This is a genomic window from Litoreibacter sp. (genome assembly GCF_058136045.1).
Window position 1 is genome coordinate 365,545 of the sequence record NZ_JBYVDD010000003.1, and the last position, 16,511, is coordinate 382,055.

The 16,511-nt window shown below is 56.1% G+C and carries 16 protein-coding genes; 5 read left to right on the forward strand and 11 right to left on the reverse strand.

Annotation, left to right across the window (positions count from 1 at the left end):
- Positions 1-2,354: GcvT family protein (locus AC3Y7R_RS03115; protein WP_490040542.1), on the forward strand; the 2,354-nt coding region annotated here is incomplete at its 5' end.
- Here AC3Y7R_RS03115 and AC3Y7R_RS03120 read toward each other — a convergent pair.
- The 9 genes from AC3Y7R_RS03120 to AC3Y7R_RS03160 form a co-directional block, all read right to left on the reverse strand.
- The gene (locus tag AC3Y7R_RS03120) at positions 2,351-2,713 is read right to left on the reverse strand and encodes a DUF1304 domain-containing protein (protein ID WP_490040543.1); all 363 of its coding nucleotides are present in this window, start codon (positions 2,711-2,713) and stop codon (positions 2,351-2,353) included. The genes AC3Y7R_RS03115 and AC3Y7R_RS03120 overlap by 4 nt on opposite strands.
- A gap of 71 nt (positions 2,714-2,784) precedes the next feature.
- Positions 2,785-4,083, reverse strand: coding sequence for a branched-chain amino acid ABC transporter permease (locus AC3Y7R_RS03125; RefSeq protein WP_490040544.1), 1,299 nt, complete (start codon positions 4,081-4,083; stop codon positions 2,785-2,787).
- Positions 4,084-4,085: 2 nt separating this feature from the next.
- Positions 4,086-5,096 (reverse strand): branched-chain amino acid ABC transporter permease, encoded by a 1,011-nt coding sequence (locus tag AC3Y7R_RS03130; RefSeq protein ID WP_490040545.1) that lies wholly within the window; start codon positions 5,094-5,096, stop codon positions 4,086-4,088.
- Between the two features lie 55 nt (positions 5,097-5,151).
- The gene (locus AC3Y7R_RS03135) at positions 5,152-5,835 is read right to left on the reverse strand and encodes an ABC transporter ATP-binding protein (protein ID WP_490040972.1); all 684 of its coding nucleotides are present in this window, start codon (positions 5,833-5,835) and stop codon (positions 5,152-5,154) included.
- A gap of 149 nt (positions 5,836-5,984) precedes the next feature.
- The gene (locus AC3Y7R_RS03140) at positions 5,985-6,764 is read right to left on the reverse strand and encodes an ABC transporter ATP-binding protein (protein WP_490040546.1); all 780 of its coding nucleotides are present in this window, start codon (positions 6,762-6,764) and stop codon (positions 5,985-5,987) included.
- Positions 6,765-6,832: 68 nt separating this feature from the next.
- The gene (locus tag AC3Y7R_RS03145) at positions 6,833-8,014 is read right to left on the reverse strand and encodes an ABC transporter substrate-binding protein (RefSeq protein ID WP_490040547.1); all 1,182 of its coding nucleotides are present in this window, start codon (positions 8,012-8,014) and stop codon (positions 6,833-6,835) included.
- A 278-nt stretch (positions 8,015-8,292) separates the two neighbouring features.
- Positions 8,293-9,678 carry a TRAP transporter large permease gene (locus tag AC3Y7R_RS03150; protein WP_490040973.1) on the reverse strand — a complete coding sequence of 462 codons (1,386 nt, stop codon included), beginning with the start codon at positions 9,676-9,678 and terminating at the stop codon, positions 8,293-8,295.
- Between the two features lie 22 nt (positions 9,679-9,700).
- Entirely contained in the window at positions 9,701-10,342 is a 642-nt protein-coding gene (locus AC3Y7R_RS03155; RefSeq protein ID WP_490040548.1) for a TRAP transporter small permease subunit, read from the reverse strand.
- Between the two features lie 58 nt (positions 10,343-10,400).
- Positions 10,401-11,417: a C4-dicarboxylate TRAP transporter substrate-binding protein gene (locus AC3Y7R_RS03160; protein WP_490040549.1), complete on the reverse strand. Its 1,017-nt coding sequence runs from the start codon at positions 11,415-11,417 to the stop codon at positions 10,401-10,403.
- Between the two features lie 100 nt (positions 11,418-11,517).
- Between AC3Y7R_RS03160 and AC3Y7R_RS03165 the strand changes: the two genes are divergently transcribed.
- Both AC3Y7R_RS03165 and gloB read left to right on the forward strand, forming a co-directional pair.
- Positions 11,518-12,264, forward strand: a complete 747-nt coding sequence (locus AC3Y7R_RS03165) for an HpcH/HpaI aldolase family protein (protein ID WP_490040550.1) — start codon at positions 11,518-11,520, stop codon at positions 12,262-12,264.
- 62 nt (positions 12,265-12,326) lie between these two features.
- Positions 12,327-13,082 carry a hydroxyacylglutathione hydrolase gene (gene gloB, locus AC3Y7R_RS03170; RefSeq protein WP_490040551.1) on the forward strand — a complete coding sequence of 252 codons (756 nt, stop codon included), beginning with the start codon at positions 12,327-12,329 and terminating at the stop codon, positions 13,080-13,082.
- A gap of 12 nt (positions 13,083-13,094) precedes the next feature.
- Here the strand turns inward: gloB and AC3Y7R_RS03175 are convergent, their stop codons facing one another.
- Together AC3Y7R_RS03175 and AC3Y7R_RS03180 are read right to left on the reverse strand one after the other, a co-directional pair.
- Positions 13,095-14,294: an NnrS family protein gene (locus AC3Y7R_RS03175; protein ID WP_490040552.1), complete on the reverse strand. Its 1,200-nt coding sequence runs from the start codon at positions 14,292-14,294 to the stop codon at positions 13,095-13,097.
- A 1-nt stretch (position 14,295) separates the two neighbouring features.
- Positions 14,296-14,742 carry an Rrf2 family transcriptional regulator gene (locus AC3Y7R_RS03180; protein WP_490040553.1) on the reverse strand — a complete coding sequence of 149 codons (447 nt, stop codon included), beginning with the start codon at positions 14,740-14,742 and terminating at the stop codon, positions 14,296-14,298.
- 92 nt (positions 14,743-14,834) lie between these two features.
- Here AC3Y7R_RS03180 and AC3Y7R_RS03185 point away from each other — a divergent pair, with 92 nt between their 5' ends.
- Together AC3Y7R_RS03185 and AC3Y7R_RS03190 are read left to right on the forward strand one after the other, a co-directional pair.
- Complete coding sequence (locus tag AC3Y7R_RS03185) at positions 14,835-15,266, forward strand: YbaN family protein (protein WP_490040554.1); 432 nt, start codon at positions 14,835-14,837, stop codon at positions 15,264-15,266.
- A 152-nt stretch (positions 15,267-15,418) separates the two neighbouring features.
- Complete coding sequence (locus tag AC3Y7R_RS03190; RefSeq protein WP_490040555.1) at positions 15,419-16,483, forward strand: DUF4123 domain-containing protein; 1,065 nt, start codon at positions 15,419-15,421, stop codon at positions 16,481-16,483.
- Positions 16,484-16,511: the final 28 nt, after the last annotated feature.

Here is a 16,511-nt window from a genome sequence, read left to right on the forward strand (position 1 = left end):
TGTATCACCTCACAAAACTAGGTTGGTCTGATGTCGTCTTGCTGGAGCGTGACGAGCTGACGTCCGGCTCTACATGGCACGCGGCGGCCAATATTCATGGGTTGCATGACAACAATAATATCACGCGCATTCAAAACTATACCATGGATTTATACAATGCGCTGGAGGCCGAAACCGGGCAGTCCTGCGGCGTGTTTCAGCCCGGGTCACTGTATTTGGCCCAAAGCGAAGCGCGCGAGCACCAGCTTCGCCTGCAAGCCGCCAAGGCCAAGTATTACGGGCTGAATTTCTACGAGGTGGACCGCGCCGAGGCGGAACGCTTGCATCCTTTGGTGGATTACGACGGCATTCGCTGCATAATGTTCGAGCCCTCGGGCGGCAATGTGGACCCGTCGGGCGTGACCAATGCCTATGCCTCTGGGGCGCGCCAAAACGGGGCGAAAATTTATCGTTTTACGCCGGTGACCGCGACGGATCAGCAATCGGATGGCGCATGGGTAGTGAAGACGCCGAAGGGCGATATCGTGACGCCCGTGGTGGTGAACGCCGCCGGATTATGGGGCCGCGAGGTCGCGGCGATGGCGGGGATTGAGCTGCCTTTACTGCCGACAGAGCACCAGTATTTTGTAACAGAAACTATTCCTGAGATTGCAGCGCTGCCTGATCGTTTGCCCTCGGTCGCGGACCGTGACGGTGAGTATTATCTGCGCCAAGAGGGCAACGGGTTACTGGTCGGGGCTTACGAGAAGGACGTCCGGTTCTGGGCCGAAGATGGCACGCCACAAGGTTTCGGGCATGAGTTGTTCGCGGATGATCTGGAGCGTATCGAGGACAATATGATGCGCGCGATTGACCGCGTGCCAGTGGTCGGCACGGCGGGGATCAAGCGGGTCATCAACGGGCCGATGATCTGGACACCGGACGCGAATGCGCTGTTCGGGCCGGTGCCAGAATTGAAGGGGTACTTCTGTTGTAACGGCATCATTCCGGGGTTCTCGCAATCCGGTGGGCTTGGCTCGCTCACGGCGGAATGGATCGTCACCGGCGAGGCGCATCTGGACATGTTCCCCTGGGATATGGCCCGATTTGGCGCATGGGCCGACAAGAAATTCACCAAAGCGCGGGTTGGCGACCAATACGCCAACCGCTTCTCTATCCACTTCCCCAATGAGGAGCGCTCGGCAGGGCGTCCGGCCCGTGTGCGCCCGATCTACGAGACACAAAATGCCATGGGCGCGGTGTTTGGCCTGAACTACGGCTGGGAGCATCCGTTGTGGTTTTCCGGCACGCAAGGCACACAAGACACCAATGGCTTCACCCGCCAAAACTGGTTTGAGCCGGTGGGCGAGGAATGCCGGATGCTGCGCGAGCGGGCTGGCATCATCGACATCTCGAACTTCGCCAAATATTCGGTGCGCGGGGCAGGGGCCTCGGACTGGTTGAACGCCATCTTTGCCAATAATATGCCAAAGGCTGTGGGGCGGTCCTGCCTGACACCTTTGATCGGGGTGCGGGGTGGCATTGCTGGCGATTTCACCGTCACGAAACTAGACGACGAGGATTTCCTGATCATCGGGTCAGGCATGGCGGAGCGCTATCATTTGCGGTTTTTCAACGCAGTGGTGCGCCCCAAGACGGTCACTTTCGAGAGCAAAACCGAGGCGATGTGTGGCTTCAACGTGGCCGGCCCAGACAGTCGCGCCATGCTGGAACGCTTAACCAACGTGTCACTGGCGACGGAGGATTTCCCATTTATGCGCTCGCAACAGATCACTTTGGCGGGCGTTGATCTGGTCGCTTTACGTGTGTCTTTCACCGGTGATCTGGGCTGGGAATTGCATTGCAAAACCGAAGATCAGCACCGTCTGTATGAGGCGTTGATCGAGACAGGTCGCGAATTTGGTGCGGGGCCGGTAGGGTCTCGGGCGTTGATGTCTTTGCGCATTGAGAAGGGCTACGGGTCTTGGTCACGCGAATACAGCCCTGAATATTGGCCACAGGAAGTGGGGCTGTCTGGGCTGATCAAAATGGGGAAGGATTTCTTGAACAAAGATGCCTACGCCGCACTGATGGACAATCCGCCCCGCGAGGTTTTAAGCATCATAGAGGTGCTAGAGGTCGACCGCGCGGACGCAACTGGCGGCGAGCCGATTTTCTTGCCCGATGGCACGCCAGTCGGGCGCGTCACCTCCGGCGCTTATGGCTACAGCGTGGGTAAATCACTGGCTTTGGGGTTTTTGAAAGGCGTCGAGCCGGGGACAGAGGTTGACGTGATGATCCTTGGCCGACCGCACCGCAGCGTGGTTTTGGCAGAGCCGCCGTTTGATCCTTCGGGTGAAAAATTACGCGCTTAGGTCAAATAGAGGGCCAGTAATGCAATGCTTGCTGGAATTGTTTGAACATACAATATCCGCCGTGCCGCTGTCGCCGCGCCATAAAGGCCCGCGATGGCGATGCACAGGAGGAAAAAACTTGCGACATTCGTGGCCCAAACTGGTGTTTGAATGACCAATGACCAGATCAAACCCGCGGCGAGAAACCCGTTATAGAGGCCCTGATTGGCGGCAAGCCCTTGGGTCGGCTCGAATAAATCTTTGGGGAAACTTCGAAATATTTTTGGCCCGCGCGTTGTCCATGCAAACATTTCGAACCACATAATATAGAAATGAAGCGCGGCAATCAGCGCGATTAAAATCATTGCGGTTATCGACATTTGACGTCCCCTTTTTTACCTCATGCAGAGCCGCCATCCCCCGCGTTCGAGAGCGGCGACCCCTTTGGTTTCTACCGCTCCGGGATTAAGCCTTTCGGGCTGAACCTGAGCACCAGCAACAAAACCACACCCATGGTCAGCAAGCGCATGTGTGCTGCGCTGTCGATGAGGTGGGATTTCAACGCGGATCCTTCGGCCATGCCGTAGGTGATACCTTGCATCAGCAGCAGGCCCATTGGCTCGACTTGAACCCAGAGGAACCAGATCAGGAAACCGCCCAAAACAGAGCCGAAATTGTTGCCCGATCCGCCGACAATAACCATCACCCAGATCAGAAAAGTATAGCGTAGTGGCTGGTAGCTGGTGGGCGTCAATTGGCCGTCCAGCGTGGTCATCATCGCGCCCGCAATACCGCAAATGGCAGAGCCAAGTATGAACACTTGCAAGTGGCGCGCGGTGACATCCTTGCCCATGGCCTCGGCTGCGACTTCGTTGTCGCGAATGGCACGCATCATCCGCCCCCAAGGAGAACTGAGTGCCTTTTGCGACAGCCACAGCAAGATAACCAAAACGATCGTGAACAGGATCGTGTAACCCAGTTTTACATAGAGCGTGGAAGCCGTTGCAGGGTCCATTCCCAAACTGGCCGCGCGCTCAACAAAGCTGGGCGTGTTTTGCAGGTCAATCTCGTAGGGCACGCCAGTGGGGCGTTTCAAGCCGACCACGTTTTTCACGCCACGCGACAGCCAGTCTTCATTTTTCATCAGGTAAATGATGATTTCGGCAATGCCCAAGGTTGCAATCGCCAGATAATCAGAGCGCAGCCCGAGGGCTGTTTTGCCGATGATCCAAGCTGCGCCAGCCGCAAGTAAGCCGCCAACAGGCCATGCGAATAAGATCGGCAAGCCAAGCCCACCAAGATAGCCAGTGGAGGCGGGGTTGATCGCCTCAACGGCCTCGACGCCTGCGTCAAAAACATAACGAAACAGGAAGAAACCGCCGATAAGCACAGCCAGCATTGTTAATGTGCGCGTACGCCCCTTGGGCACCCGTTGGTTGACCATGATCGCGGCAACGACTGTCCCTGCGCCCAGTAAAAGCCCTGCGACAATTTGCAAACCGCCTGCGGACCATTCTTCGGAATTGGCAGGCATGGAGGTGATAACTGTCGCCAAACCACCCAAGGCCACAAAGCCCATAATGCCAACGTTAAACAGCCCCGCGAGGCCCCATTGCAGGTTTACGCCCAAGGCCATGATGGCAGAGATCAGCCCCATATTAAGAATGGTGAAGGCTAAATTCCATGACTGAAAAAAGCCGGTAGCTACGATCAGCAGGGCGACGAAGACAAAGAGGAGAGTGTCACGCATTGTCATACGGATTGTCCTTTAAACAGGCCCGTGGGCTTGAACAGCAACACGATAATGAGGATCGAGAACGAGATGGCAAACTTGTAATCCGTGCTAACCAATTGGACGAGCCCGTCGGGTGCCATGGCATCTGGCAGCACGTAAGTTGCGACCTTTTTGAAGGCGTAGGTTACCGTCACCTCAGAGAATGCGATCACGAACCCGCCCGCGATGGCCCCCAATGGATTGCCTAAACCACCGACGATGGCGGCGGCAAAAATTGGTAGTAAGAGTTGGAAATAAGTGAACGGTTTGAATGACTTGTCTAGCCCGTACAGTGTGCCTGCAATGGTTGCCAAAGCCGCAACGATTAACCACGTATAAAGCACCACGCGCTCGGGGTTGATGCCTGATAGCAGCGCTAAATCCTCATTGTCCGAGAACGCCCGCATGGATTTCCCGGTGCGGGTTTTGTTGAGAAACCAGAACAGCACGATCACCACAATAACGGCCGTGACTAGGGTGATACCTTGGGTAGTTTTAATCGCCAAACCCTCTTTCAGGCCCGTCAACTCTTTGAAGTGGCGCGCCGAAATGATAAAGCGCTCCCCATCCGAAAACCGTTGGTCATCAGGTCCGATGATAAAGCGGGTCAACCCGTTCATGATGAACATAACGCCCAAAGATACCATGACCATGACCACAGGTTTCACTTTGCGTTCTCGGTAGAATTTATAGACGACTTTATCGGTCCCAATCAGCACCAGCCCCATCAGCATAATGCCAAAGGGCAGGGCGAGCAGGGCGGTCGGCAAGGGGCCAAAACTGATGCCCATGCTCTGGAACCCCCAGGTGATCAGGATCACAAACATGGTGCCAAAAGCCATGGTGTCGCCATGGGCGAAATTGGAGAACCGCAAGATGCCGTAAATCAGCGTCACCCCAAGTGCGCCAAGCGCCAATTGTGCGCCATAGGCGGTGCCGGGGACGACAACGAAGTTTAAGAAAGCCACGAGGGCGTTGAGATAGTCCATCAGGTTTTCACCTCATATTTGCGCGCGGTCAGCGGGAAGGGTGCAGCTTTCATACTCACCCTCCCAAAAAGCTTTTGCGGACTTCGGGATCGTTCAGCAAAGCCTGCCCAGTGTCAGTGAAGCGGTTTTTACCTTGAACCAAAACGTATCCTTTATCTGCAACTTCAAGGGCTTGGCGGGCATTTTGCTCTACCATGAGAATTGACACCCCGGTGCGGGCGATCTCGATAATGCGGTCAAACAACTCGTCCATAACGATTGGTGAGACCCCCGCGGTTGGCTCGTCCAGCATTAAAACTTGCGGTTGGGTCATCAAGGCGCGCCCGACTGCCACTTGTTGGCGTTGCCCGCCTGACAGCTCTCCGGCGGGTTGGTTGCGCTTGTCCCCGAGGATGGGAAACAACTCGTAAATCTGGGCGATAGTCTCAGACAAATCATCACGGCGCAGGAAGCCGCCCATCTCTAGGTTTTCCTCAACCGTCATCGTTGTGAAGATATTTGATGTTTGCGGCACAAAGGCCATGCCCTTGGCCACGCGGGCTTGCGGGGATAGCGATGTGATATCCTCGCCGCCCAACCGCACCGCGCCTTGGCGCACGTTCAACATGCCAAACACGGCCTTCATCGCGGTGGACTTGCCGGCGCCGTTTGGGCCGACAATCACGGCGATCTCGCCCTTGTTCACCGCGATCGTACAGTCGTGCAAAATGTCAGGGCCTTGGCCGTAACCGCCCGACATGGTGTCGCCAATTAGATATGGCTCGTTAGCGGTGCCAGTGGTGGGTGATAGCTTGGTTTTTTGTGTCTCAATCGCGCCGCCGACGGCTTTGGTCGGGTTTTTGCCCAAGGACGCATCCTTGTTGCCGCGCGTTGTGTAAGGATCGCTGCTCATGCGTTCACCACCTTGTTTTTCAGGCCCGTGCCTAGGTAGGCCTCGATCACCTGCTCGTTGGCTTTGATCTCGTCCAACGTGCCTTGAGCCAGAACTTTGCCCTCGGCCATGCAGATCACCGGATCACACAGGCGGCCGATGAAATCCATGTCATGTTCAATCACGACGAAGGTATAACCGCGCTCTTGATTGAGGCGGATAATCGCGTCGCCGATGGTGTTGAGCAGGGTGCGGTTCACACCTGCGCCCACCTCGTCGAGAAACACAATCTTGGCGTCGACCATCATGGTGCGCCCCAATTCCAGCAGCTTTTTCTGGCCACCAGAGATATTGCCCGCGCGTTCGTCGCGAATATGGTCGATGGTCAAGAATTCCAACACCTCATCGGCTTTCGCCGCTAGCGCGCGTTCCTCATCAGCGATGCGTTTGCGGCCAAACCATGTATTCCACAGCTTCTCGCCCGATTGATCGCCGGGAACCATCATCAGGTTCTCGCGCAGCGTCATCGAGGAAAATTCATGGGCAATTTGGAAGGTTCGCAGCAATCCTTTGGAAAACAACGTATGTGGCGGCAGGCCCGTGATATCTTCACCACCCATGGTAACACGCCCAGAAGTTGGTTTAAGAACGCCCGCGATCACGTTGAAAAGAGTCGTTTTTCCGGCACCGTTTGGGCCGATAAGTCCAGTGATTGAGCCCTGCTCGATCGTTAAACTTGCCCCGTCAACGGCATGGAAGCCGCCGAAATGTTTATGTAGGTCGTCTACGACGATCATTGTTATCTCCCCCTAGCAAAACAGCCCGGATGTGCTCCGGGCTGTTTGCAGATTTTCAAAAGCGTGGCTTAGCGGTACTTGACCACGTCCAGCTTGCCATCGGTGAAGGTAACTTGGCGATAGTTGCCAGCGGACTCGCCGCCACCAATCAGCTCAACAGCCGAGGCGCCAACATAGTCGATCTCTTTGCCCGCTTTAAGCAATTCCAGCCCTTTGGCCAGCTCGCCGGGGAAGATTTGCTCGCCCGGCGCATTGGCCACGTCCATGACTTTGTCTTTCAGCGCAGCCGAATCCGAGGATCCAGCAGCCTGCATCGCCAACATGATAAGCGCTGCCGCGTCATAGCTTTCAGCCGAGAAAGGCGAAGTTGCGTTGAACGCGTCGCCGATCAGCTCTTGGTACTTTTGCGCACCCGGGCTGTCTGTGCCGGGGTTTTGACCGGTAGAGCCGTTGATTTCCGCGCCGAAGTTCTCGACCAATTTGTCAGAAATCATGCCGTCAGGGAAGTGGAACGTATCGAATGCACCGGAATCCAGTGCTGCGCGAACAATGCCCGAGCCGCCTTGGTCAACATAGCCCGCAACAACCAAACGGTCGCCACCTGCCGATGCCAATGCACCTACTTCTGCCGAGTAGTCTGCTTTGCCGTCTTCGTGGCCTGCGGAGATGGTGATCGTGCCACCAGCAGCCTCGTAGGCGGATTGGAACGCATCGGCCAAACCTTTGCCGTAGTCGTTGTTGGTGTAGGTTAGGGCAACCGATTTGATGCCTTCTTCCAACAGCACTTCGGTCATCACCACGCCTTGGCGCGCATCAGACGGGGCGGTGCGGAAGAACAAGCCGTTGTCTTCGGCGGTGGACAGGCCGGGTGAAGTCGCGGAGGGCGAGATCATTACCGTGCCGTTGGCCAGCGCCACATTGGACAAAATAGCGCCCGTTACACCGGAGCAATCAGCGCCCATGATAGCGTTTACTTTGTCGGAAGTGACCAGACGCTCGGCGGCAGACGTCGCCGCAGCCGCGTCAACGCATGTGCTGTCTGCGCGAATGCCTGTGACGGTCGCGCCGTCCAGCAGCTTGCCGGATTCAGTGACTTCTTTGATAGCAGCTTCAGCGCCACCAGCCATTTGTTGAGCCAGTGACTCTAGCGGGCCAGTGAAGCCCAAAATGATGCCGATTTTAATGTCTTCAGCGAAAGCAGAGCCGGCCATCATGGCGGTTGCAGTGGTTGCAAGCAGCAGTTGTTTCATTTTTTGATCTCCCTGATCATCTATTTTTATGGCGCGATAGTACGCAGCGTTTCCCTAAAAGAAAAGGGACAAGCGCGCCTAAGTCAGGGTGCAAACTGCACCCCCCATGCCCGTTTTTGCAATGCCAATGCTACGCGCAACTGCGCCTGAATGGCCAGAAAGGATTTTCCTGAAATATATCTGCTATGCAGGGTTTATGGTTGGAAAGCGCAAGTATAGCCGATCAAATCGCGGCTCAACACGAATTGAGTAACCAATATGGCTATGTCGCCATCGTTCTACATAAGCGATGGCAACCACAACACGATGCCCGGAAAGGCAATCAACACGGCCACGGTCACGACATCTGCGGCGAAGAATGGTGACGCGCCACGGAACACATCTTGCACGGTGATGGGTAACTTTGCGTCTTGCGCCACTCCCGCTACGACAAAGCAGTTCAAGCCAATGGGCGGTGTAATCAAACACAGCTCGGCCATTTTAACCACGATAATGCCAAACCAGATTGCGCATTCATCACTGGTCATGCCCAACTCGCCCACGCCACTATCTCCAGCCCCGTTTAGGGCAATGACAGCGGGGAAGGTGACGGGCAGGGTCAAGATCAACATGCCGATCGCATCCATGAACATGCCCAAGATCACATAGGCCCCGAGGATGCACAAAAGCGTGACATAGGCCGGTTGCTCCAAGCCCGCGATGAAGGTGGCGAAGGCTTCGGGCAGCTTGGCAAAGCCCAAGAAGCGCACATAGATCAGCACGCCCCAGATCATGGTGAAGATCATCACTGTCAGCTTGGCGGCCTCCATCAAAGCGTTGGATAAATCGCCCCATTTCATGCCACGCCACAACGCCATGGCAAGCACCACAAAGGCACCCAATGCGCCGGCCTCGGTGGGGGTCGCCCAGCCGAAATAGATCGAGTAGACGATGATGAATACAACCAACAGGATTGGCGCGGCACCGGGCAGGCATTCAAAACGCTGCTTCCATGAGAACCCGGTCACAGGCGGGCCTAAATCCTTGCGCCACTTGGCCAATCCAACCACCAGTCCGGCATAGATCACGGCAGAAACCGCCCCCGGTATGAAGCCTGCCAGCAGCAGTTTCCCCACCGATTGCTCGACGATGATCGCGTAAATAACCAAGATGGCGGAGGGCGGGATCAGCGAGGCCAACGTGCCACCCGCCGCCACAACACCCGCGGCAAAGCGTTTGTCATAGCCCAGTTTTAACATCTCGGGGATGGCGATGCGCGCGAACACGGCCGAGGTCGCAACGGACGCGCCAGACACGGCAGCAAACCCTGCCGTAGCGAACACCGTCGCCACACCAAGCCCACCCGGCATCCAGCCAACCCAGCGTTTTGCCGCTTCGAATAAGGCCTGCGTTAAACCGGCGTAATAAGCCAGATAACCGATTAAAATGAAGGTCGGGATCAGCGACAGTGCATATGTGGTCGATTTGGAATGCGGCACCTGACCCGCCAGCTTCATTGCTGTGATAAGACCTTTGTCAAAGCCTTGTTTTTGCATGAAAAATAGGCACAGGCCAAGGAAGCCGATAAAGGCCGTGGCAAAGGCCACGCGCACGCCGATCAGCACGAACACCACCATCAGCCCCGACAGCCAGAGTGATACGGTGAAGATATCAACGCCCTCCATCAGGGCTTTCATGTCGATAATACTATCCATTTTGGCGGGCTTTCTGCTCTTCCAAGGCATCCGCCTCGCGTTTTGCTTGGGCGAGGGCATCCTCGATAATTGGCACCGCTACGGGGCGGGTCGCATTGGTGCGAAACGCGCGCCCGAACCCCCAGAGTTGCACCCAAAGTCGCATCCACAAAAGCGTGAGCGCCACAGGCACGATCAATTTTGCGGGCCAAAGGGGCAGGGCGATGTCGATCGAGCTATCGCGTGACCACATCGGCGCGGCAAAATCAAAGCTGCGCAGGAAGTGAAACCATGTGCCGTAAATTAACACAGTGATTAACAAAAGCATGAAGGTGGTAGATAAAAATTCGGCCAGCCACAGCATACGACCCCGCAGCGCGCCGACAAAGATATCCATACGAATATGCCCGCCCTCGCGTTGGCAATAGGCCACGCCAAGGAAGGCAAAGGCGGCCATGAATTGTTCGGTCCAGTCTACATATCCCGGCACTGGTGAATTGAATAACTTACGCCCGAACACGTTGTAGCAGGCCAGCAAAACCAGTGCGAAAATGATAATGCCCGAGGCAAGGTTGAGCACCTTCTCAAAGCGTAAAACAAGTCGGTCGATCCGTGACAGCAGACTGTCATCGGTTAGGACTGATGATGAAGACATAGAGGCAAGCCTTTGAAATTAAAGCGCCTCGGCAAGATATGCCGAGGCGCGAAACCGCTTAGTTTCCTGCGCGGTGCTTTTCCAACGTGCTGACCACAAGGTCATATAGCTCTTGGCCCGGAATGCCTTGAGCTTCCATATCCTTGATCCATTGGTCACGAATTGGGTCGGCCGCCTTGGCGCGGAACTCGGCAATGGTGGCATCAGAAACGGTTACTTTCTTGACGCCTTTTTCCTCTAGCACAGTGTCCCATTTTTTGAGCAACTCGCCGTAGTTGGACAGGTAGTGCGCAATCGCCTCGGGGATTGAGCTGTCGAGCGCTTCACGTTCCGCATCCGATAGCGCGTCATAGGCATCAGTATTAACCACAACAGGGCAATTCACGGTGCCGGGGTTAAGGTTTTCAGTCCACCATTCCGCGATATCAATCGTGCGGAAGGCCAAATGCGCGTGTTGAGCAAAGGCAACCGTGTCGACAACGCCCGATTCCATGGCGTTATAGGCCTCGGTCGCGGTCACGGATGTCGGAACGGCGCCAACGGCCTCAAACGCTTTGCCCAAACCACCGGTTGCACGCACGCGCATACCGGCAAATTCCGCCAGCTCATCGCGTATATCGCCGGTGCCAACGATGTTATATTGTGGCATCGGGCTGGTCATCAAAAGCTTTGCATTCCAGCGCGCCAGATCTTTAGTCGCAGCAGGGTGGGCGTAGACCGCACGCGCAACGGCGACTTCTTCCTCAAGGGTGCTGACGCCCAGGAAAGGCAGCTCCAGCACGGTGACGGTTGGGTTTTTATCGCGGTGATAGCCCGCGCAGAACTGCGCCATCTCAAACGCGCCAATGGAAATCCCATCAAGGTTTTCGCGGTTCTTGGAGAGGCCGCCATAGCTGACATTCATGGTGAATTCGCCATTGGTCTTGGCCGAGACCAACTCGGCCAGCTTCTCCACATGCTCGGTAAAGGCACGGCGTTTGCCCCAGACCGAGACATTCCATTCCGTCGCCGCAGCTTGGCCAACAAAGGCAAAGCTCAGCGCGACCACAGCCGTGGTTTTTAGTAGATTGTTCATATTGTCCTCCCAGACAGGATGTGCATCATCCAGTGTTATTGGCCGGAGCATGTGAGTATTCTCCAGCAGTTTCAACCATTTTGATCGGAAAGGCACGTTCATGTCATCTTTGAAAGAGCTATTAGTCGCAGGCAAAGCATTACGCGGGGTCTGGCTGGGCCTAGGAAGTGCTGCCAGTGCTGAAATGGCGATGGGCGCAGGGTTCGATTGGGGGCTGATTGATGGTGAACACGCCCCCTATGATATTGCGGTAATTGCCGATCAGGCGCGTGTGTTGGGGCCAAATGCCTGCGTGCGCATTCCAAAAGCCCGCGACTGGATGATCAAACAAGTGCTCGATTTAGGGCTGCATACCGTGGTCGTACCGATGGTGGACACGCCCGAGCAGGCCCGCGAGATGGCGCAAGCGATGCGTTATCCGACGCAGGGTTTCCCCCAAGGAACGCGCGGCATTGCGCCCGCCATAGTGCGCGCCTCGGGCTATAATCAAGACCAAAGTTATCTGGCAAATGCCAATGATCGCGTGTGTCTGATGGTGCAGGCCGAGAGCGTGACTGCACTTGAAAACCTAGAGGATATTTGTGCCGTGGAGGGCGTGGACGGGGTGTTCATCGGACCTGCGGATCTGGCCGGCTCCATGGGGTTTTCGCATGATTTAGACGCGACTGTGGTGCAAGAGGCCATTGATGACGCCATCACGCGGATCGTCAAGGCGGGCAAAATCGCCGGGTGCATCAGTTTTGATCCGACCCGTGCAGAGCATTATCTGGAAATGGGGGCCACAATGGTCGCTGTGGCCTCTGACGTGAATTTGCTTGGCACAGCGATGCGTGGGGCGATGCGTTAAGGTTGCGATAAACTGATACGCAGTTTACGCCTATGGCAAAACTTGGATGACAAAGGCGTAAAATGTTACAAATCCACCAGTTCCCGCATCCTCCACTGGAAAACTACGGCGTCTTAATCCACGATCCAGATAGCGGCGAGACAGCGGCGATAGATGCAGGTCACAGCCCATCCTATCTGGCCGCTATCGCGCAAACTGGCTGGAAGATTACCCAGATTTGGATCACTCACCACCACGATGATCACGTCACGGGGTTGGCCGATGTGAAGGCCAGCTCCGGGGCGCGGGTTTTTGGCCCCGCAGGCATTGCGGGGGTCGATCAGGTGATGGCGGGGGGCGACAGTTTTCAGTTCGCGGGGCGCGAGGTGTCAGTGCTGCACACACCGGGTCACACTATGGATATGTTGAACTTTCACCTCGCCTCGGAAGCTATTGTTTTTACAGGGGATAGCTTGTTTGTTATGGGCTGTGGCCGGCTGTTTGAAGGTGATCCTGTGACCATGTGGGACAGCCTGCAAAAGCTGATGGCATTGCCGCCAGAAACGCAGGTGTATTGTGCGCATGAATACACCCTGTCAAACACCGCTTTTGCCGTCTCGGTGGACCCGGATAACATGGCGCTAAAGGCGCGTGCAATTGAGGTCGAGCAGCTTCGCGAGCAGGGTGATCCAACGGTGCCCTCAACCATAGGGGCAGAGCTGGCGACGAACCCGTTCCTGCGCTCCTCGGACGCAGGTATCCGGGCGCATTTGGGGATGGAAGATGCCACGGATGCAGAGGTTTTCACCAAGTTGCGGCACCTTAAAGACAACTTCTAACCTACGTCCATGTCACGATTTTTCAGGCTTGGGCAGCAGGAGCATTGGCCCGTAGAGAGCTGCAAAACCGCCAAAGCTGGCGATCCAGCAAATGGCGGATATGGAATAAAGCGTCATCAGCGCGTCTGGGAATAGACCCGCCATTAATCGCGCAAAGACCGCCACGATAAAGATCAGATAAATCGCGGTGGTGGCGGCATTTGCGTGAAGCTCGCGCCCTGAATGGCCCAATGTCGCGCGCGTCATCACCGCCAATGTCATCAAGCCAATCGCGCCCGCCATCCAGACATGCTGTGCAGAGGTTGAGCCGATCAGCTCTGGGAAAAAGATGCTGCCCCCCGCGATCAATGCCCCCAAGGGGACAAAACTATAGCCTGCGTGCAGCACCCAGACCAAAGGTTGTGCGGTCGTGTGTTGGCCTTTCCAGCGGATCAGGCGGGCAGTTTGCAGCACCCCCATGAGCAGAACCAACAGTCCGGTCATTGACGCTTCGGGCCAAGTAACCCAAACTGCAAGCGCTGCGAGTGTGCTTAATAATGTTATCTTATCAAAGCGTTGCATGGGTGGGGCAGGGCGAATATCGCTGCCTACCTTGACCAACCAGTTGCGCGTAAACGAGGGCACAACCCGTCCGCCAATCACCGATACCATCATCAAGGCCGCCGCCAGTCCCAACCGCAAGCCTATGCCCTGTGCGGCATAGTCGCCGCGCGCGGCCTCTAGGTGGAAGATGCCATTCGCGATGGTCAGTACCACCAACATTGCCAGCACAATTAGGTTTTTCCAGTTTTTGCCCGCCACGATTTCGCGCAAAATAACGCCGCCAAGCGCTAGCAAAAAGGCAAGGTCCGTTAGTGCCACCAAAGCTGGCGATAGGTATTCTGAGGTGGCAACCGCAATGCGCCCCAACCCCCAAACCCCAACCAACGCGCCAAGTTTCCAGCCCACGACAGGCAAGCGCCCGGTCCAATTTGGCACCGCCGTTAGTAAAAACCCTGCAACGATGGCCCCTAAATAGCCAAACAGGAACTCATGTGCGTGCCATGAGACAGGATCAAATTGTGTTGGTAAAAACGGCCCGCCGGACAACATGGATATCCACATTATCATTGAGGCAGCGGCCCAAATGGCCCCGAACAAGAAAAAGGGGCGAAACCCGTAAGACAAGAGTGCCGGACCAGACCATGCGCGAATTTGCTCTGAGGAGGTCATATTATATAGCCTTATTCTTGGTGGGGGTGATGAAATCCGGCACGCGCGCGGGCAGGGTGCAATCGGCTAGGGAGCAGGTGTCCAGCGATGCCATAAATGCCTCTTCGGCCCGCCCTAGGTGGTCTTTCAGGCGACAGCTCGGCGTGATTGCGCAGGTGTTTCCAGTGGCTTGATTACACTCGACCAAGACTTGGTCGCGCTCCAGCAGGCGTATGATTTCGCCCAGTTTTATGTGCTTTGCAGGGCGCGCCAAAGTGGCGCCGCCGCCGCCGCCACGCCGCGTCGTCACATAGCCCGCATTGGCCAGCAGCGCGATGGCTTTGGTCAGGTGGTGGCGCGAAATATCGAACTCATCGGCGATCTCGGCGGTGCTCCATGCGCGCTCGGTGTCGCTGGCAATCCGCATCAATGCCCGAAGGCCGTAATCTGTGAAACTCGTCAGGCGCATATCCACCCCGGTGACATATGTTATGGTTTACTCTAGCTGTTGAATGTCTAAAACAGTATTGCAAATACCAATTCAAGGGGCAAAGGGTCGCAATGAGCGCCGAGCAACACTCAAAGCAGGTCACGGCGACCGCGTTAGGGCGAATGGCCCGCTTGGGCTGGCTGATTGTTGGGGGGCTGGCTTTAGTGTTGGGCGTTATTGGTGTTGTTTTGCCGCTACTTCCCACAACGCCCTTTGTTTTGTTGGCCGCCTTTGCTTTTGCAAAAAGCTCACCACGGCTGCGCCGCTGGTTGGAGGAGAACAGGGTTTTCGGCCCGATCATTACAGAATGGGAAGCGCATGGGGCGATTGCGCGGCGCTATAAGGTGTTGGCGTGCAGTCTTATGGTGTGCGTTTTGGGGGCAAGTCTTTTGGCCGGGGTGCCGCGTACCGTGCTGGTCGTGCAGCTTGTGTTTATGGGGGCGGGGGCTGCGTATATTCTGACGCGGCCGGATGCTGTCTCTGGGCCGCAGTCCGGAAAGTAGCGCCGTTTTAGCTTTGTGCAATGTTTAGCCGAAGCACAACACTTGGCCATAATTTAGATGTAAATCAATAATATAGCTTGAGCTTCGCATTGGATGTTGCGAGCCATCATTGAGTTGGGTTGCCTCAAGGTGCGTTGAGTTTAGGTATGAGTATGAACGAACTATCAGATCCATGGGCCTTGCCTGGAAATCATGGTGTCCCCACTGGGGCGACCCCTGTTTTCAACCAAGCCGAGGGGCCCGCATCACCCGTACAGGTGGATGTGATTTCAGACATCACTCCGCTTGGGCCGCGCCCCGGGCCAGATGCAGAACACGCCGCGCCCGCCCCGTTGCACCCTGTCCTTTTTGGGCCAGATGCCGCGCTTTATACAATTCTGGACGCCTCTCGAATTGCCAATTTGGACACGATCCTGGCGGCGTCTGGCCTAGAGCATAAGTGCCTTTTCCAAGGGGATGCTAAGGATGAGCTGGGCGAAGTTGCCCCATGGCTGGTGCGGCTGGAGGAGGGGGCAGCCCTGACCCGCCGCCTTTTTGTGCGTCACCCCGAAGGCAAGATCACTCCGTTTCATCTTTGGGATGCACATGTGGGTATTTTCATTCGGGCTGAGGCCTCACTTGACGAGGTGTGGCGCCATTTTCGCCGCTTTACCCGTGTCCCTGACGAAACTGGCGCGTGGTTTTACTTTCGCTTTTGGGAGCCAGAGGTGGCGGCGCTATATTTCCCGTCCATCGGGGCGGATTTGGGGCGGGCGCAGCATTGGCTACGTGGGCCAAATGAGTGCGCTATCCAAATTATTTCCTGTCGGCCTCGACTGTCAGATGCCGTGTCTGTCAAGCCCAGTGCGGCCCTGCCAATGGGGCGTCCGAATGCGCCTTTTGTGATTGGCCCGATAGAGCGTGACGTTTTCCACCGCGTGGCGTTAGGAAAATTTCAACGCGATTTAAATGATCACATGCACGCGGCGCTGCCGGAGTGGGAGCGTGGCACCGAGGTTGAGCAAAGGTTAGCCCAACTCCGCGCCTTGATCCGCGAGGCTAAAGGGGCCGGTTTGGGTGTCGAGCAAGCGACCGTGTTTTACTGTGAGGCCGCTTTGCGCATGGGGCGAAGTCCAATGCATGATCCGATCACGGCGCGTATCTTGCAAAAAGATCAACACCCGGTGGATGCAGCCCGGGCGCTACTTGCACACGCCCAAAGTTTAACGGCAAGATAAGACCATATTTTAGTAAAGGCATTTATAC